Genomic DNA, 17441 nt, shown 5'->3' with positions numbered 1-17441 from the left:
TATTCTCACTATCAGATGTCCCGGAACGCGCATTGACAACAGCATTGTTGATTTTTTATCCGCCCCCGTTTTTCGGGACAAAAATCACCAATGCTCAGATGACTATAAGACGGCAAATTGTTAAGGGTAATGATTTATAGTTTTTATGATATTGCCACCATTTAGATGCCCTTGTTGTTTTAGCAGTAACCGGGTTCTACTAATAAAAAGAGGTAATCCATGAAAGAGCGGCCGATTCTTTTTTCCGAACAGCGGGTTCGTGCCCTGTTAGTTGGCCAACAAACGCAAACCCGGCGCATAATGAAAACGCAGGCTTTTGGCCCGGGTCAGGATCACCACGAAGGGGTTCATGCTTTTGACGTTCAGGCTAACCACCTGCATGGCGACAAAATGATGTCGATGAATGACATTCGCTATCACTGCCCGTACGGTATGCCGGGCGACGTGCTTTGGGTGCGCGAAACCTGGCGTGGGCCGATTGTGCCGCAGGATGCCCTGGCGGATTACGAGCGCGATCCCGTACCGTTCCGCACGCCGGAATTTTGCCAGTACCGTGCTGACAGCAATGAACTGGGTCAGCATACGCTGAGCGGCCCGGATGACGAGCAGTTTGGCTGGCAGACGGCCATTCATATGCCGCGCTGGGCCAGCCGTATCAATCTGCTCATTACCGATGTGCGTGTGGAGCAGATTCAGGATATCAGTGAAGATGACATCATGGCTGAAGGGGTCCAAACCGACTCGCACTTTCTGAATAACTTTTTCACCATGAATGTGAATTCAGAAATGCCAAAAGAAGCCTATCGCAAGGCATGGCAGAAACAGTACGGTGCAACCAGCTGGCAGGTAAACCCGTGGGTGTGGGTCATTGAGTTTGAGCGCGCCGGGCGTGAGTAAATTTAGCCTAGGCTTTGCGGGCTAAATCACAGACAATCTCCTCGCTAACGGGTTGAATATACCGTCTTCATCCCTGAAGCCCGACAATGCCAGCATGACGTTTCGATGCTGGCATTTTCCTGTCTGGTCTCTCAGGATTCTGCGACAGCAGCATTCAGTGCGGAACTTACGATGTTAAAATGGCCATGGAAAACGCATAGCGATACCGCCGTCACCGAATTGCCCTGGCAGGCCGGTCTGGCACAGCCCATCTTTACCCTTCTCACACAGGATGAACAGCAGTCGCTGACAGAACTGGCCCAGCGCTTTCTGCAGCAAACAAAGCTGGTTCCGCTTGAAGGCTGTCAACTTGATGCGCTGCGTAGCGTGCGTATTGCCCTGCTGTTCTGCTTACCCGTTTTGAAACTGGGTCTCGACTGGCTGGATGGCTTTCATGAAGTGCTCATCTATCCTGAGCCCTTTAATGTGGCGGATGAGTGGCAGGATGAAAACGGCCTTGTGCATCACGCGCCTGCCGTTCATGCGGGCCAGAGCTGGACGCAGGGCCCGGTGATCCTTAACTGGCTGGATATTCAGGATTCCTTCGATCTGTCAGGGTATAACCTGGTCATTCATGAAGTGGCACACAAGCTGGATGCCCGCGGTAGCGGCTACACCAGCGGCGTTCCACTGATTCCTCTGCGTGGCGTCGCCCAGTGGGAAAAAGACCTGCGTGAGGCCATGGCTGAGGTTGAAAATGAGGTTGAGCTGGTCGGGGAACAGGCCGCCAGTATCGATCCTTATGCCGCCAGCGATCCTGCGGAATGCTTCGCGGTGTTATCCGAGTATTTTTTTACCGCGCCGGTTCTGTTAGCTGAACGCTTTCCCGCGATGTATGGGCATCTCCAGCAATTTTACCAGCAGGATCCGTTAAGCAGAATCCAGATGACTGATCGGTGATTTGTTTACTTCGCGAACGCTTTGCATTAAAGCTAGCCAGTTGAATGCTAAACGCTTTTTTACAGTTGACACCTTGAGGCGACCTCGTTACTATTCGCCTCGTTCACACGATTCCTCTGTAGTTCAGTCGGTAGAACGGCGGACTGTTAATCCGTATGTCACTGGTTCGAGTCCAGTCAGAGGAGCCAGATTTAAGAAGCCTGCTTAGGAAACTGAGCAGGTTTTTTGCTTTTCTGCGTTTACCTTTTACATCTAAACTCTCAGCTCAGAATGGCCTCCAGTCTGGCCACCACTTCATTCACAATAACTTCAGGTATTCGTTCAAGATATTTGCCGTTCCGGGCTTCCATATCAATGGTTCTGGGCTGGTCACAACGAATTACCCCCGTTGTTTTCGTTCCTGCGCCATCCAGTGAAACAGTAAACCCCGCTGCGCGGGCAAAGTTTCCGCCGTTGGTCACGGGAACAACCACAGGTAGCCGCGTAAACTGATTAAAGGACGCCGGAGAAACAATCAGTACTGGACGCCTTCCGCTTTGTTCATGCCCGGCATTCGGATCTAGTGAAACGAGCCAGATTTCCCCTCTTTCCATCTACAGGAGCTCCTTGCCCACCGCATGCGCATCAATCCATTCCCGACCCTCTTCGCTAATTTCAGCGTGCGGATCGCACTGCGCCAGTAGTTCTTCGAGTGAATAGCGGGGACGTTTTTGAGGTTCAATTATGAGGCAGCCACTATCAATGGTCATGCCCACTTCGCTGTCCGTCGACAGCCCCAGCGTTTTCAGCACGGCGGGAGGGACCGCCAGCATGACAGATCCGCCAACCTTTTTCAGACGAGTGGTATACATAGAGCACCTCCGAATATTATATTTTAATATAACATCTGCGGCAGGCGATGCACAATTATTCATCAGATTCATTGTGATTTCCTTAACGTAGTAAAGCGTGAAGAAAGCCTTAATCTATCAGAGGACAGATCCGGCAGTTTTCAAAGGCGGCATTGCCGGTAAAACGGCGACCATCCTGATACATCAGGTGCTTCTTTCAGATCATGAAGCACTTCGTGCAGTCAGGAACTTAGTTCGTGGTAAGAAGGCCGATAATAGAAAACTGTTTTTGCGGTTCAAAGGATTATGACGGATCAGATAAACGAAATGCGGCGCAGCTTCCGTATCAGGGCTGCGCCGGAGGAACATCAGCGATAGCGCGAAGGCCAGATTTTTTCAGGCTCGACGTCTAACGTTTCAGCAATCAATCTTTCGCCTTTGGGCCAGCGGCGGGTAAGCGCATTAGCCAGCGTGGAGAACGCCAGCCCTGCCTGACGGGAAACCGCCGCCAGCGACGTTCCCCGTTTTTTCAGGGCCGCAATAATGTCGGCGGGATGCCAGTCCTGTTGCGTCATGCCGTCACCTCGTCGATAAACTTCACGCCGTCGGCTGTGCGGAGCCAGCGCGGGGCTTTCATTTCCGCAGCGAAATAGTTGATCAGTTCATACAGCAGGCAGCTAAGGTGCTTCTCCGTTTCAGAGGCAAATCCCAGCCCCGACAGAGTTTGCGTGATAGCAAGGCAGTAACGACAAAGCTCCGTACATTCAGGCTCGAAACGGGGAGTGGTCGCAGGGAGAGTGTCAACGGTCAGGCTTTCAACCATTTACAAAAAACCATCGAAGGTTTTGCCACGCGTTATAAAACACCTATACAAAAAATACCGGTAGAAACGTTACGCACTAAACTCAAGTTCTGGTTTGTTACGAACCGTCCAGCACTGCGTTTCCGGTACGAACCGGCGGCCTGCATCCGGCCAGCATGGCGCGTTTAAAAAGACGGGGCCAGAATGCACACATTCTGGCCCCGTCACGGCTGGCGTTATGAGCCGGAGGGCTGATGTCAGCACGCGCCGGAGGCTATTTCGCGCCCTCTGCCAGCTGTCGCAGCATCTCAATATGAACAGGCTTGTCGTTGAGCGCAGGGATATAGGTAAAGGACGTTCCCCCTGCATGCATGAAGATTTCCCTGTTCTGCTCATCCAGTTCTTCCAGCGTTTCCAGGCAGTCTGCCGCAAAACCCGGGCTAATCACCTGCAGGCTTTTTACGCCTTCCGCAGGAAGATTTTTGATGGTTTCATCGGTGTACGGCGTTAACCAGGGCTCTCTGCCAAATCGTGACTGGAAGGTCATTACAATCTTCAACGATGGCATGTTAAGGGCTTCGGTGAGCAATTTGGTGGTCAACGCACAGCGATCCTGGTACTTATCCCCTTCGTTAGAAAACCTGACCGGTATGCCATGGTAGGAGACCAGTAGCGTATCCGGCACGCCATTGGCCTCGAATGATTCCAGCACAGAGGCTTTCAACGCCTCAATGTAGGCAGGATGATCGGCATAATCGTTTATGAAGTTGATCGCTGGCGTGTAACGATTTTTCATCGTCTGCAGGTGACGGCTGACGCTGTCCCAGACGGAAGAGACGGTGGACGAGGAAAACTGCGGATACAACGGGATGACGATAATTTTATCGACACCTTTGGCCAGCAGTTTGTCAATGGCGCCGCCAATGCTGGGCTCGCCATAGCTCATTCCTAACTCGACAGGCATGCCCGTCAGCGCTTCGAGTGCGCGAGCCTGGCGAACGCTGTAAACCATCAGCGGTGAACCTTCGTCCATCCAGATAGAGGAGTACAGTTTGGCCACGCGTTTGGCGCGCAGCGGAATAATCACGCCATGCAGGATTGGGCACCACAGGATCCTGGGTAAATCGACCACTCTGTAGTCGTGCAAAAATTTAGATAAAAACGTTTTAACCGCAGCAGTTGTGGGTTCTTTTGGTGTTCCAAGGTTAACAATTAAAACACCCTGTTTATTCGTCATTAGCTGGGACCTCTGAAAACCCATGGAAAAAAGTGCCTGAACACTGTAGCACACTCGAGGACATCATCACCTCCGCCCTTGCCGCTGGCGTGTGCGGAGGCGAAACGAAAACCGGCTTAACTCAGCCTTCGGATCGGCGCCGACCGCTGAGTCAACGTTCAACGCCCTTTGCTGTCTCCGACACGGCCATATGCCTCGGGCTGTCGGTACAGGCCATCAATGAAAACACGCAAGCGCACCTGACAGTTTGCAAAAAAGTCAATCTGGCTCGCCGCGCTTCAATACATTTTCAGGCAGTGAATACCACCACGCGCAGCAACACCGCCTTTTTTAGTTTTTAACTCTGCGTTGCCTGACGAGTCAAAAACAGTGGGTCGTATCTTACCATCGCCCTGCTGGTAAACGACCAATAGCTCTGATAAGTCCTGTCGCCCTCCAGGCCGGTTCGTGCTTTTTATCGCCATAACTGATGACAAGACGATCGGGTAATCCCCTGACTATTCAGGGGGAACTATCACATCTTGTCGATATTTCGATTTATCAAAGTGAATATTGAGCATGCTAATATTTAGACGTCTATGCTCGTGCTGCCCGATTCCGCTTAAGTTCAGAAAGGTCTGGCGAGCGAGTCGGATCATGCAGCACACTCACTGTGCTTCAGCCAGGACAAAATAAGACCGAATACGGTCATGAATCAGACTGATGCACCACTTTCGCCAACAGGCGGTTCGGGACAGGAATCATTATGCATAAAGGGGTTTGTACAGGCGAAGATGCGTTGCTGCAACACAGGTCATTTGTGGCCTTCTGGCTGGCCCGTACCTGTTCTTCGTTTGGCTTTCAGATGTTTTCCGTGGCCGTCAGCTGGCAAATCTATGCGATTACCCACAGCGCCATGGCACTGGGCATGATTGGCCTGATGCAGTTTCTGCCTTCGGTGCTATTAGCCTTGCCCGCAGGGCATCTGGCAGATCAATTCGACCGTCGTCGTATCGTGGTGATTGGGCAACTCATTGAATGGGCCGCGCTGCTCGCCCTGGTGGCGCTGACGCTACTGCACTGGGCAGATAAGATTGAAATTTGGGGGTTGGTCTTCCTGATCGCCCTGGCTAAAGCACTTGAGTGGCCTGCTATTACCTCAATGCTGCCTGCGCTGGTCCCACCATCGATTCTGGCGCGCGCCATGGCCGCCAGTTCCGTTGGCGGCCAGGCAGCGGTGATTATCGGGCCGACGTTAGGCGGACTGCTTTACGTGGCCGGTCCCGAGGTTGTTTACGGGGTTTCAGCGCTCTTTTATTTGCTGTCGCTGATCTTAGTCAGTCGCTTACGTTACGAACGTCCTCCCCAGGAACGTATGCCAATGACCCTGTCGAACATGTTTATGGGCGTGCGCTTTATTCGCGAACGCAAAGACGTGCTCGGGGTGATATCGCTCGACCTGTTTGCCGTGCTACTGGGCGGTGCTACCGCCCTGCTCCCTATCTTCGCCCAGGATATTCTGCACACCGGGCCATGGGGCCTTGGCCTGTTGCGTGGTGCGCCGTCGGTAGGGGCGCTGTTGGTCGGTGTCTGGCTGAGCCGCCACAAGCTGGAAAAGCACGTCGGCATGATTATGTTTGGCTCCGTTGCGGGTTTTGGCCTGGCAACGCTGCTGTTTGCCCTTTCCACCAAACTGTGGCTTTCACTGCTGGCGCTGGCGGCGCTGGGCGGTTTCGATATGGTGAGCATGGTGATTCGCGGCGCGCTGGTTCAGCTGGATACACCGGATACGATGCGCGGCCGCGTCAATGCGGTTAACGCCATCTTTATCAACACGTCGAATCAACTGGGTGAGTTTGAATCTGGGCTGCTCGCGGCATGGATGGGCGCGGTGCCCGCCGCGGTGATTGGCGGCGTCGGGACGCTGGTGGTGGTCGGGCTCTGGATGACGCTGTTTCCGAATCTGCGCAAGAGGCAGAAGCTTGAGAATGAAACGGTGGAGTGATTGGGATGTTAAAGGCTGCAGCACTGAGAAATACGCTTACTGACTGGCAAAGCCTGGCTGCAACATTGAATTCTGCAGGCTTTATCGCTATAGCCCAACCGCAAGTCGGCTAAAATATTAGCCGATACACTCCGTAGTGGTGGGTAACAATGAAGTGTGCGAATATTTTAATTTTACTAAGCAGATGATTAAGTAGATTAAGTTCAGGTATATTCAAAGGATCCAATCACGCTAAATTATAAGACCGAGTAAGGCTGAGTTCTCTTTCTCGGCTTTATTTGCGAAATCAAACAAACTGAGAAGGTATATCCATATTTTCAAACTGGGTTGTTGTTGGTAAAATTCCTCCCTCAAACTTAACGCCACGAAAGTCACATTTTTTAAATTTCGTATCGGTAAAGGTGCAATTAATAAATTTCGTTGCTCTAAACTCAACGCGATCAAAAACAGCACCGGTAAAATCACAGTCTACAAATTTTACGCGACGACCACCGTACTCAATTCCGGAGGATTCAGCCACAAACTTTGCTTTGGCAAAATGACTTGTTTCACACACTGCATCATCCACATTGATTACTGGTTTACTTTTTGAAAAATTGCATTTTTTTATTTCTGCTTTGCACAAAAGAGCGCTATCTAAACATGCGTTTTCAAAGTCTACATTTGTCTGAATACTATTATTAATACTTCCTGATACTTTCGAATAAGACATATCAGCAGTCTCTATCATTGATTCGAAGAGGTATACAGCTTTTAATTCATTCAATAGCGCAAAGGGGCCAATTGTCACACCTGAGAGAAGAGTGAAATTTTGCCACTTAGTGACAGGCGGTGAGCATCCGTATGTTCCGGGCTGAACTGGCCTCGTTTTGCTTTAGGTGTTCGATGCACGGGTCAGCAGCAGAATCACAAAAACGCCCCCGATGCCTGCCGTAATAATCCCTATCGGCAGCTCCTGCGGTGCCAGCAGCGTTCGGCTGATGATATCTCCGCCACAGAGCAAAACCGCGCCGCCCAGGCCACACAGCGGCAACAGCAGACGGTGCTTTACCCCTGTGACCGGTCGACACAGGTGCGGTACCATCAGGCCGACAAAACCAATCACCCCGGTGAGCGCGACCAGCATTGAGGTCGTCAGCGCGCAACAAAGAAAGACTTCAATCCGCAAACGACTGACGTTGATCCCCAGCGACAGCGCCGTTTGATCGCCCGCCAGCAGACCGTCCAGCGAGCGGTGGCGCATCAGAGCAAAGCCACTCAGCAGCACAACACCGGCAAGCGCAACAGGCAGATTTTGCCAACTGGCCAGCCCCAGGCCACCCAGCGACCAGAACATCACCGAACTGGCCGCTCGCTGATCGCCAGAGAAAATAAAATAGCTGGTGAGCGCGCCAAACAGAAAAGACACAGCCAGCCCACAGATGATGAGGTGCGCTGGGCTGCGCAGTTTTTTGAAGTAGAAAAGCAACATGACCGCAGCGGCAGAACAGAGCCCGCCCGCAAAGGCGGCAACCGGCAAGGTCAGCTCACCCAACCCGTTACCAAAACGGGTGATGACCAGCACCGCACCTGCCGAAGCACCAGAAGAGAGACCAAAAAGAAAAGGATCGGCCAGATCGTTACGGGTGGTGGTTTGCAGTAGCGCTCCCACCATCGCCAGCCCGGCACCGGTCAGGGCTGCAAGCAACGTGCGCGGCAGGCGGAGATCGATCACAATCCGGCTAATCATTTCTGACTGAGGCAGGGAGATCAGTTCCAGTGCACCCAACACCTGCGTCAGGGATAACGCGACCGTGCCTTTGGCAACGCTGATTAACACCAGCACCGCCAGCAGAAGGACGCAACAGCAGAGGATGCAAAAAAAACGGTAAGATGCAGCATTCACGGCGCGCTTCCTGAATACAGGGCGCGCGCCAGTTTCTCTACCGCCGCAATATTAGCCGGGCCTGGCGTCAGCTCAGCATACTGCAGCTTCAGATAACGATGATGCTTGACGGCTGGCGTGAGTTTCATCAGCGGATGACTTTCCAGGAAATGCCGAAGAGCATCCGCCCCGCCGCCGGTTTGATAATCCAGCAAGATAATGAAATCAGGTTCGGTTGCCGCCACACTTTCCCATGACGTGGTGCCCCAACTGATATCCAGCCCCTCCAGCGCATTGGTTCCGCCAGCGGCTTCGATGATGGCGGTAGGCATGGCATATTTTCCGCTGGTAAACGGCTTATCTTCCCCGGAGTCGTAAACAAAGACCTTTAACGGTCGGACCGCGCTGGGCCGTTGAGGAATCATTCTCAGGCGCTGCTTCCAGTGATTAACTAAAGCCTGCGCCTCAGCCTCTTTGCCAAATATTTTACCTAACGTCAGCTCATCGTGATAAAGCAGATCCATGCTGGCTTTATGCTTGTCTTTTTGGGTAAAAACGCAGCTTTCACTCAGCACCAGCGTCTTAATGCCGTACCGACTTAACGAGGCTGGCGTCACGTCGCCGCCCACCTTCATGCCATAATTCCAGCCGGCAAAAAAGAAGTCAGGATTCACCGCCACCAGCGTTTCCAGAGAGGGATACTTAGGCGCCAGCTCAGGAATGGCCCCCATCGCCTGCTTAAATTCCGGTGTCATCTTGTACCAGCCACTGATGCCCGTCAGCCCGACGATGCGATCCTGCAAATGCAGCGCAAAGGCCATTTCTGACATGTTGAGGTCGTTAATGACCGCCCGCTCGGGCGGTGCATTAAAGGTAACCGGCTGACCACAGCTCTCAATGGTGACAGGGAAATCGGCCGCGAGGGTTTGTCCAACAGGAATGCTCGCCAGCCATGCCGCGCAGCAGAGAGTTAACAACGAATCAGGCACAGTCTGGCACCTCGAAAATGCGTAAATGGCTCCCGTTGGCGGGATGCGATACGGTAAAACTGTTTAAACCGAATACCGGCCGGAGATAGCGGGATGACAGGGCGCGAGCGGGGGCATCACAGACTACCTGCTCCCCCTGTGACAGAACCAGCACGCGGTCGGCAAACGTATCTGCCAGTGATAAATCGTGCAAGACCGCCACGGCCGTGACGCCTTTGTTTTTGATTAAGGTCAGCAGCGCATGTCGTCCAAGGGGGTCAAGGTGATTGGTCGGTTCATCCAGCAGAATCAGCTGTGGCTTTTGGGCCAGAACGCGCGCCAGGGCCGCTCTTTGTCGTTCACCGCCTGATAACGCCTCTAACGAACGTCGCCGTAACGCCGCCAGCCCTGTTTCCTCTAGCGTCTCACTGACAACGCGCTGATTAACAGAATCTGGACAGGCGCGCACATGAGGAAGACGACCGAGTGCAACGTAATCCTCAACCGACAGCCTCAGGTCAGGCACATCGTGTTGCGCCATGACGGCGATACATGTGGCTAATTCCTGCCGTGTGTAAGTTTTGAGGCAGCGACCGTTTAGCGTTATCTCATCCTTCTGCACCGCCAGCTCACGGCTCATCGCCCGCAGCAATGAGGTTTTGCCGCTGCCGTTCGGCCCGATAATTGCCAGGCGCTCCCCTGTCCCGATGCCGAAAGTGATGTTATTGAGCAGGCAGCCGCCATCAGGTTTGCACAGCGTCCCAATGCCCACCCGCAATATTGATTCACTGGCATGTAGTATTTCTGGCTGCATCAGATCACCTCAATTTTATGTTACGTTATAACATAACAACTACAGAGTGAAATAACAAGCGACCAGGTGACATGAAAAAAAGTGCCGACGACGCGGCACTTAGATTAAAGACAGGGATAACGAATAACAGAACAGGCTATTTAAATCGGTTTTGCAACAGGCTGGCCGTCATCGCTAACATGCCTGCCCCCAGAGCGCTATGCAGCATCAATGTATTCAACATAACGACTTCCTCGCGTTTACCGCTGTCCTGAGCGATCATACTGCTTCAGCCAACTTCTCCTCGCGGGCCTCTTTCTCAATCAATCGCATCAGCAACGATACCCGGCGATCGGTACGCTCTGGCGTATCCGGTGGCAGGTTGTAGCGCAGGGTGTAGAGCTTGCCCTTCTCGTTGTAAAAATCCACCACCAGCACAGGCAGAATTCCGCCTGGCACTTTATTGTAATTCACCGACAGGCGGGTCCTGCCCAGCTGCAGTTTGGCAGCCATGACGGTCTCGCCGACCAGTTTAGGATACAGGCTACGATCTTCGGGCACGCTGATGACTCTCATAACAGCCTCCTGATTCTTCGCTTGATAACAGAGTGCGGAGAGCGCTGTTCACGCTCCCCGCTGTCGGGTCAAACTGCCATTAGGCCTGATGTTCAATCGCCTCTGAGGTGCGGTGTTCAATCGGAATGCGGCGAGGTTTCTCGCTTTCTGGCACCTCATGATGCAAACCGACCCGCAGCAGTCCATCCTGCAGCCGTGCGGTGGTGACTTTCATATGTTCAGGCACGCTGTAGCTCAGACGGAAGTCTGAACGACTGATGCCCCGATGCAGCCAGCCGCTGTTCTGGCCTTCTTTGTCCGCCTCATTATCCGTGACCTCCTCTTTCTGGCCGGTCACCGTCAGGCGACCGCCCGCCACCTCGATCTCCAGCTCGTGTTCTTGCCAGCCGGGGACACTGACGGTGAGCTCATAGTGCTCAATATCCGTTTGTCTGAGGTCATAAGAGGGTGAAACCGACACGGGCGCATCACCGGTCAACTGGCTGAAAAGCCGATCGATACGGTTAAACCGGTCTGAGAATGCAGAATCTGCAACAGAAGGAAACAGTGGAAAATGACGTAATGCCATGGTGATAACCTCCTGAATTAATCGTTCATTCAAAAGCTCATCTGAGTGGGGACCCTCCCCGTTGCTCACAAAAATTTATAGGATCTTTTTGGATGATTTCAAGGGATGAAAATGAAATTTTTTGGTAGCTGGCGGGCCACCTTTTTGACGATGTTGAGTGACGCGCCGCGCCCTGTAAAAATGCCATGTTATCTCAACCGGGAGCGGCTTGATGTTTATCAGAAATGGTATTTAAACCGGACCCGCGCCCCGTAACGTTCGTTATCGCCACTGTGCCGTTCAGCATTAATCTGCGACCAGTAAGCGCCAAGGTAAATATCGAAATTTTGCATCTTCATGACATTGCGAAAACGGTATGAGGAGTGGATGGTATGGAGATCATACTTGCCTAAGATAAAGTCACTCAGGCTGGCCCCGCTGATATACTGCATCGTAAAGGCTTTCACATCGTTGCGCGCGTAGATATAGCCAAGCTGAAAGTCGCGCCATAGTCCATTCAGGCCAGCACTGAAGTTTTGTTCTTCCGTCGCATCCATATAGGCCGTGCTGAGATTGATGACCGTTCCTGAATCTGGATTCGCACGTTGCCCGTCCCAGCTCAGCGTGGCGCCATATCCATTGCGCTTAGACTGATCCTTAAACTGCCCCCGGTTATCGGTATAACCATAGGCGTTGTTCACCACGTTGCTTTCCATGCCGACAGCCGCCGTGACGTCGCTATGGCGCCAGGCGATAACCGGGCGCAAATAAATAACATTCTTTTTATGCTCCAGTGTATTCCCATGGTATTCCCCATTCTGGAACAACTTCGTGCCGTCATTCGCCATGGCATTGAGTTCAAAATAAAAACGTTGCCATGTTTTACTTAGCTGAACAGCCCCCGCCGATCCCCGTCCGCGCGCCTCTTTCATCATATAAATATAGCCATAGCCATCTTCGTAGAGATCGTTGGCCGTGTTGCCGGAATATTCGATAAGCGTGTCCTGATTGAGCGGAAACATATCGAAGGCTTCATAGCGGCCCACTTGCACTTTCCAGTCTTTTTCCTGACCAAAGAAGAAAGCCGCGTCGTCTAATTCAAGCCCGCCAGAGAGATCGGCCAGCGGTTGCACGGTAAAGCCTGCGAAGGATTGATCCGCCATGCTTCGGTAACCGTCCAACCCGATTAAGATGCGGCCATTGACGTCCCAGCGTTCCGCTTCTCCTGCCTTCCAGTTTTTATCGGCACGGGTTTTTAATGAGGTAATTTGGCCCGTTCTGCTTGCGCCATCGAGATTGAACTCAACATCACCATAGAGTTTCAGCGCGCCTTGTTCTGTATCAAATGTTATCGAGGAAAATGAAGCGGAAGAGATAAAAATCATGCCCCAGACATAATGCCGGTATTTCATAGCCAACTCCTTATGCTAAATAACCCTGAGTGAATAAATTTCTTAAAGGAAGTACTTTTTTGAAGCTGTAATAAATTCGTTATAATTTTCACACTGACTTATTTTTTCTATAATATCGTCATCCAGAATATTGGTGAGGAAATCATATATCAGCATACTGTCAATGAACTGGTCCTCACTGATGGCCAACATGAAAACAAGTTTTACCTGTTTACCACTATCCCACTCAATGCCCTCGGGAAAGATGGCGACAGAGACTGCGGTGCGTACCGCAACAGGCCCTAACGGATGCGGGATGGCGATTTTATCATCCAGCAGCGTTGACGCCCGCGCTTCACGATCTAATACCGACGATAAGAAATGATCGGTAACCCGCCCTTGCGCGGTTAACCTGTCGCAAAGAAACGTAATTAATGATGAACGGGTATAATCTCCCGCATGTAATACAAAAAAATTATCAGCAGAAAAATACGTCAGCATCGCGTTGACAGGCTGTGTTTCAGACACCAAATAATATTTTATATTTTCGAGCTGCCCTCTCTCTGGAAACGGGGGCAATAGAATAATACGTTTATTCTTCTCAACAATATTGACCAGGCTGATGACAATATCTTCGTCAACCTCAGGCAGCAGACTATATTGCTCAACGGAGATCTGCCTGACGATATCTAACCCCGGGTACATGCTAAGAATTTTTTGACAGACGACTCGCGTCGAGGCCATCCCCTGATCGCTAACCACCAGCGCCCGCATCCCCTGCCCACTCTGATGGCTGATACTGTCTTCCAGAATGGCGCCAATATGCATAACCAGATAACCGATTTCATCGGCACTGACGGTCGCCCTGAAGAACTGATCCAGTTCACTGAACGCACTCAGCGTTAATTCATACATTAATGGATAGTGGCGTTTTATTTGTTCCAGTAAGGGATTAACAATGGTAATTGCGTTGTTGACGCGAATGCGCATGGCTCTGATATGGCTTAGCAGCGTCGCCTGGAGCAGCGCGTCATAATTCACATCAATAAACCACGATGTGCTCACGTAGCTCAGGAAGTGATTCATTATCGTGCGTTCAACAGCGTATTGTTCAGAGACCAGATTGTGGCTGGAGGTTGTGGTACAAAAGGCGACAAGATTCATGGCCATGAAGTCAATTTCACTTTGCGAAAACGGCATCGCCGGGTTAACGCATAAAGACTGGAGTACAGCTTCAGCCAGCGTTTTCCAGCCAGGTTCCGCATCGCAAAATTCAAAATCCCGTAGCCATTTGCCTCGCGCCATCCTCTCTTGCGCAATCCCTGTGATCAGGCTTAAAAAGCGAAGATTTGCATCACTTATCGCGATCCTTTTCTCTGCAAGGCACTGGCTCAATGCGTTTTTACAGTCCGGGTATGCCGTAACCGGGCCGACATAACTCTCCTCGTCAGTGGCCTGAGTCAGGCGCAGTCGGTGGTCGTAAATACAACGCCGAAAGGCAATTTCGCTGCCTTTAAGCGTAAAGATGTCTTCACCCTCCGACACAATTCGCAATTGATAGAGAGAGACGTGACGCTTCAGTAACGTAATGTCATTTCTCAAGCTGTAGATACTGATAAACCATTCGGCTTCCCGCTCAGCAAGCCTCACGCCCTGCTCATCAAACAGCAGTGCCTCCAGCATGGCAGCGCGACGCTGTGCCCCCGAACGTGTTTCATTCCATGGCCGTTGGCACTGATTCAGTAAAGCCTGCAGAGCCTCAGGCTCGCTAATCTGTAATGAGAAGCCGTTTTTTCGCGAATAGATAAGACGGTTACCAGACTGGCTGACGATGTCACCCACTTCTTTGAGGTCAGTACGGATGGTTCTTGTTGACACCTTCATCTCTTTTGCCAGGGCGGCCTGCGTGATATCGCCCTGCGCGAGTGTCATGAAGATGTCCCTGACCCGTTTGCTGGTGAACAGTCTCATGGTTATATCCGTCTAATCAGCACCGTCTGCACATCGTCAGGCTTGAGCGTCTGCCGTGCCTGCATGGGCGTCATCTCATCGAGCATTACGCAGCGCGCGTCCTGCAGAGGCGGAATCACGACATCGGTTTCCAGATGGGGATTATAAAATCTGACGATGATTCCGCTGTGGTCTTCCGCACATTTCACCGCACTGACCAGAGCATCGCGGTGTGTTGCTGGCAGGTTGAGCGCGCTGTAAGTTTCGGGATAATCCCGCACCTCGTCATTCAGACAAAAACGCAGTCGTCCGTTCAGGAAGTCGCTGTCCTGATAAACGGGAAACCCGGTCAGCCACGTTTTCGACACGCGCGCATGTTGGGCCTCATCGAATGTGCCGCGGTAAGTTCGCCAGCCAAAAGCAAATGACAACGTTTTCAACAGTTGGGCATCGGGCGTTTCTACGATACTTTCACCGGACGCACGGCCCGGCCGATAAAGCAGATTTTCTTTACCCATAAAGCCAAATGTGCGGAACAGCGTCAGCGAAAGCGTATTGAAATCATCCCCGACGATTTCGTATTCACGCACACCATTGGTGTGCAGCGTAAAGCCGTGCTGCTCATCGTGGAGATTGACGTAGCTTTGCATCGGTTCAATCGAGATCGGTTTTTCCTGCCAGCGCTCTTCTTCCCAGCACTGCAGCGCCTTGCCAAGTTGAACCGGTCGGGTGACCGCGCCAAACAGCTGATCGGCACAGGAAACACGGGCCGCAATATCTGTGGCAAAGTGCACGCAAAGACGATGACTCAGAACGTTGTTATCCACTTCCACATTAAAACGAATAAGATCGTCATTCTGCAGAACGACGTTTACCTTGAGGTTCAGGGTTGTCGTGGCAGTGCCTGCCGCCCTTTCGGCTAAATCAGCCGGAACCTTGAGCGCGTAGCGAAGTATCAGGCCCTGACTGACGCTACTCTTTTGTTTCTGGACGGTCGTCATGGCGCCCTCAGACGTAATCATCCAATCGGCCCGAGGCGGCGAATAATTGTATGAATCCCCATCATCACCGTTTTCCACAAAGAGCATTTGTCGCGGATAGCGTTTACCGCTCCGTTTATCAGTAATGGTTAACAGGCCATCGACTTCCGCCTGAATATGGTAAACGTCATTTTCAGCCGTTGTCTCCTGGCTCAGCGCTGGCCTTGCGGCGTTATCCTCACTGAAATCAATGTACCAGCGGTCATAGCCCAGTGCCGGTAATACCGGGCTGTTAACGGTCAGACGCGTACGGCAGACTTTTTCAGGTTTATGCCAGGCTTTACCCGGATCGAGGCGAATCGTCTGATTAAGTACGTATTGCGTCAGATCTTCTTCAGACTCGATAACACAGGGGATTGCTTTGCCGTTGCCGTCACGCAAGGTAAACGGCAGCCCCGGCAGCCAGGCCTCGAAGGTTATGTCTGGAGCAACACTCCACGGCAGTGGATTAAAAGCGGTGAAGGTAAAATCATGTTGGCGCGGAATGCGCTGTGTGATCAGTCGGGTATGTAACTCCAGTAAATTCTGCGCCAGCCCTTTGGCTTCTTTATAACGAGACAAGACATCCTGATTCGTCTCGTCGCTGTTACATCCGCCGATGCTGTCATGGGCGGCGTTGTAAAACATCAGTTTCCATATCGTTGCGACAATATGTTTGGGATAGGCATTGCCCAGGCTCTGACTTATCGCCAGCACAGGCTCAAGCGTATTCACCAGCAGCGATTCAATTTCATTGTTGAGTAGCTTCAGATCGGCACGACAGGAGAAGATTGTTTTATGTACCCGTGAATGTTTGGCTTCGGTGAGTTCACCTTCTAATGTTCGCGCGTCGGTGCCCACCTCCTGCTCCAGCGCCTTGATAAATGTCAGCGGGTTGCTGATTTGATAATGGCGGCTATCATCACAGGCATTAAACTGCCCGACCAATTCTGGCAAGTTGCGGCGCACGGGAGCCTGGTCGAAGCCATGAGGAAACAGCAGGTGCTGGCGATGACTGCGCGCTTCTATAGCAGCCATCTTCTCATCAAGAAAGGCTTTCATGGTTTCAGGCGTTTCATCCAGCAAGCCGCCGTAGTGATAACCCCACGGCATCTGCAGTGCAAAAACCCGGTCGCCGTTATCGCCCTGCCAGAAGAACTCTGTTTCGTGCAGCGTGTTGTCAGCAATGCCGCGCCAGAATAAGGCGTGATGGATACCGAACTGGCGATAGAGTTGCGGCATATTGCCGCCCTGCCCAAAGCAGTCCGGCACATAGCCCAGTTTCATTACGTTGCCATGGCGTTGAGCCACTTCCATACCGTAAAACAAATTCCTGACAACAGACTCCTGATGAATCACCAACTGATCCGTTTGGGTAAACCACGGCCCCGTCAGCAAACGTTCATCGGCGATCAGTTTCGTGAGTCTGGCGCGATCCTCAGGAGCCCACTGAAGATAGCTTTCGATAAGTGAGCTTTGTGCGTCTAATAAATAACAGGGAAACTCAGGATGGGTTTCCAGTACCTGAATAAGATTTTTAATATGGTTGTAAAGGTAAATCCGCGAGCGTGAAGACGTAAAATACCACTCCTGATCCCAGTGCGTGTGCGTATAGAGATGAACTGTCCGCTTTTTCATATTATT

Annotated in this window: 16 protein-coding genes, 1 tRNA gene and 1 pseudogene; 4 read left to right on the top strand and 14 right to left on the bottom strand. The window is 51.8% G+C overall.

Annotated features, from left to right (window positions below; translation table 11 throughout):
• Positions 1-219 precede the first annotated feature (219 nt).
• From AAIE03_RS05875 to AAIE03_RS05865, 3 genes are all read left to right on the top strand, one after another.
• The gene (locus AAIE03_RS05875) at positions 220-897 is read left to right on the top strand and encodes an ASCH domain-containing protein (RefSeq protein WP_013026204.1); all 678 of its coding nucleotides are present in this window, start codon (positions 220-222) and stop codon (positions 895-897) included.
• 171 nt (positions 898-1068) lie between these two features.
• Positions 1069-1836 (top strand): DgsA anti-repressor MtfA, encoded by a 768-nt coding sequence (mtfA, locus tag AAIE03_RS05870; RefSeq protein ID WP_498562872.1) that lies wholly within the window; start codon positions 1069-1071, stop codon positions 1834-1836.
• 112 nt (positions 1837-1948) lie between these two features.
• Positions 1949-2024: transfer RNA gene (locus AAIE03_RS05865), tRNA-Asn, on the top strand.
• A 72-nt stretch (positions 2025-2096) separates the two neighbouring features.
• On the opposite strand, the gene AAIE03_RS05860 is transcribed toward AAIE03_RS05865, so the two are convergent.
• The 5 genes and pseudogenes from AAIE03_RS05860 to hemH form a co-directional block, all read right to left on the bottom strand.
• A complete protein-coding gene (locus AAIE03_RS05860; RefSeq protein ID WP_015700048.1) occupies positions 2097-2429 on the bottom strand; it encodes a type II toxin-antitoxin system PemK/MazF family toxin in 333 nt (110 codons plus the stop codon).
• Positions 2430-2687 (bottom strand): AbrB/MazE/SpoVT family DNA-binding domain-containing protein, encoded by a 258-nt coding sequence (locus AAIE03_RS05855; protein ID WP_498562871.1) that lies wholly within the window; start codon positions 2685-2687, stop codon positions 2430-2432.
• A gap of 347 nt (positions 2688-3034) precedes the next feature.
• Positions 3035-3241: a helix-turn-helix domain-containing protein gene (locus AAIE03_RS05850; protein WP_210523690.1), complete on the bottom strand. Its 207-nt coding sequence runs from the start codon at positions 3239-3241 to the stop codon at positions 3035-3037.
• Positions 3238-3489 (bottom strand): annotated as a pseudogene (locus AAIE03_RS05845) (hypothetical protein); the annotation flags it as partial. The gene AAIE03_RS05850 and the pseudogene AAIE03_RS05845, both read right to left, overlap by 4 nt.
• Positions 3490-3742: 253 nt before the next feature.
• On the bottom strand, positions 3743-4705 hold the full coding sequence (gene hemH, locus AAIE03_RS05840) for a ferrochelatase (RefSeq protein ID WP_041930826.1): 963 nt from the start codon (positions 4703-4705) through the stop codon (positions 3743-3745).
• Positions 4706-5450: 745 nt separating this feature from the next.
• Between hemH and AAIE03_RS05835 the strand changes: the two genes are divergently transcribed.
• Positions 5451-6689 (top strand): MFS transporter, encoded by a 1239-nt coding sequence (locus AAIE03_RS05835; RefSeq protein ID WP_498562870.1) that lies wholly within the window; start codon positions 5451-5453, stop codon positions 6687-6689.
• Between the two features lie 286 nt (positions 6690-6975).
• Here the strand turns inward: AAIE03_RS05835 and AAIE03_RS05830 are convergent, their stop codons facing one another.
• From AAIE03_RS05830 to mngB, 9 genes are all read right to left on the bottom strand, one after another.
• Complete coding sequence (locus AAIE03_RS05830; RefSeq protein ID WP_498562869.1) at positions 6976-7401, bottom strand: pentapeptide repeat-containing protein; 426 nt, start codon at positions 7399-7401, stop codon at positions 6976-6978.
• A gap of 162 nt (positions 7402-7563) precedes the next feature.
• Positions 7564-8574: a FecCD family ABC transporter permease gene (locus AAIE03_RS05825; protein WP_221611823.1), complete on the bottom strand. Its 1011-nt coding sequence runs from the start codon at positions 8572-8574 to the stop codon at positions 7564-7566.
• Positions 8571-9503 (bottom strand): ABC transporter substrate-binding protein, encoded by a 933-nt coding sequence (locus AAIE03_RS05820; RefSeq protein ID WP_221611933.1) that lies wholly within the window; start codon positions 9501-9503, stop codon positions 8571-8573. Before AAIE03_RS05820 ends, AAIE03_RS05825 begins: the two co-directional genes overlap by 4 nt.
• A 31-nt stretch (positions 9504-9534) precedes the next feature.
• Positions 9535-10335: an ABC transporter ATP-binding protein gene (locus AAIE03_RS05815; RefSeq protein ID WP_480279627.1), complete on the bottom strand. Its 801-nt coding sequence runs from the start codon at positions 10333-10335 to the stop codon at positions 9535-9537.
• Positions 10336-10593: 258 nt separating this feature from the next.
• Positions 10594-10890 (bottom strand): hypothetical protein, encoded by a 297-nt coding sequence (locus AAIE03_RS05810; protein ID WP_028722729.1) that lies wholly within the window; start codon positions 10888-10890, stop codon positions 10594-10596.
• Between the two features lie 79 nt (positions 10891-10969).
• Complete coding sequence (locus tag AAIE03_RS05805) at positions 10970-11458, bottom strand: Hsp20 family protein (RefSeq protein ID WP_221611821.1); 489 nt, start codon at positions 11456-11458, stop codon at positions 10970-10972.
• 218 nt (positions 11459-11676) lie between these two features.
• Positions 11677-12849, bottom strand: a complete 1173-nt coding sequence (locus AAIE03_RS05800; RefSeq protein WP_047714089.1) for a carbohydrate porin — start codon at positions 12847-12849, stop codon at positions 11677-11679.
• Positions 12850-12891: 42 nt separating this feature from the next.
• The gene (locus AAIE03_RS05795) at positions 12892-14760 is read right to left on the bottom strand and encodes a BglG family transcription antiterminator (RefSeq protein WP_498562868.1); all 1869 of its coding nucleotides are present in this window, start codon (positions 14758-14760) and stop codon (positions 12892-12894) included.
• A gap of 41 nt (positions 14761-14801) precedes the next feature.
• The gene (gene mngB, locus AAIE03_RS05790; protein WP_498562867.1) at positions 14802-17435 is read right to left on the bottom strand and encodes a mannosylglycerate hydrolase; all 2634 of its coding nucleotides are present in this window, start codon (positions 17433-17435) and stop codon (positions 14802-14804) included.
• Positions 17436-17441 lie beyond the last annotated feature (6 nt).

The organism is Pantoea sp. Ae19-2 (assembly GCF_059801205.1).
This window is presented reverse-complemented; position numbering and strand designations above follow the sequence as displayed.

Excerpts from the sequence above, each read along its gene's own strand:
- AAIE03_RS05875 (WP_013026204.1), top strand. The coding sequence starts at position 220 with ATGAAAGAGCGGCCGATTCTTTTTTCCGAACAGCGGGTTCGTGCCCTG.
- mtfA (WP_498562872.1), top strand. The coding sequence starts at position 1,069 with ATGTTAAAATGGCCATGGAAAACGCATAGCGATACCGCCGTCACCGAA.
- AAIE03_RS05860 (WP_015700048.1), bottom strand. The coding sequence starts at position 2,429 with ATGGAAAGAGGGGAAATCTGGCTCGTTTCACTAGATCCGAATGCCGGG.
- AAIE03_RS05855 (WP_498562871.1), bottom strand. The coding sequence starts at position 2,687 with ATGTATACCACTCGTCTGAAAAAGGTTGGCGGATCTGTCATGCTGGCG.
- AAIE03_RS05850 (WP_210523690.1), bottom strand. The coding sequence starts at position 3,241 with ATGACGCAACAGGACTGGCATCCCGCCGACATTATTGCGGCCCTGAAA.
- hemH (WP_041930826.1), bottom strand. The coding sequence starts at position 4,705 with ATGACGAATAAACAGGGTGTTTTAATTGTTAACCTTGGAACACCAAAA.
- AAIE03_RS05835 (WP_498562870.1), top strand. The coding sequence starts at position 5,451 with ATGCATAAAGGGGTTTGTACAGGCGAAGATGCGTTGCTGCAACACAGG.
- AAIE03_RS05830 (WP_498562869.1), bottom strand. The coding sequence starts at position 7,401 with ATGTCTTATTCGAAAGTATCAGGAAGTATTAATAATAGTATTCAGACA.
- AAIE03_RS05815 (WP_480279627.1), bottom strand. The coding sequence starts at position 10,335 with ATGCAGCCAGAAATACTACATGCCAGTGAATCAATATTGCGGGTGGGC.
- AAIE03_RS05810 (WP_028722729.1), bottom strand. The coding sequence starts at position 10,890 with ATGAGAGTCATCAGCGTGCCCGAAGATCGTAGCCTGTATCCTAAACTG.
- AAIE03_RS05805 (WP_221611821.1), bottom strand. The coding sequence starts at position 11,458 with ATGGCATTACGTCATTTTCCACTGTTTCCTTCTGTTGCAGATTCTGCA.
- AAIE03_RS05800 (WP_047714089.1), bottom strand. The coding sequence starts at position 12,849 with ATGAAATACCGGCATTATGTCTGGGGCATGATTTTTATCTCTTCCGCT.
- AAIE03_RS05795 (WP_498562868.1), bottom strand. The coding sequence starts at position 14,760 with ATGACACTCGCGCAGGGCGATATCACGCAGGCCGCCCTGGCAAAAGAG.
- mngB (WP_498562867.1), bottom strand. The coding sequence starts at position 17,435 with ATGAAAAAGCGGACAGTTCATCTCTATACGCACACGCACTGGGATCAG.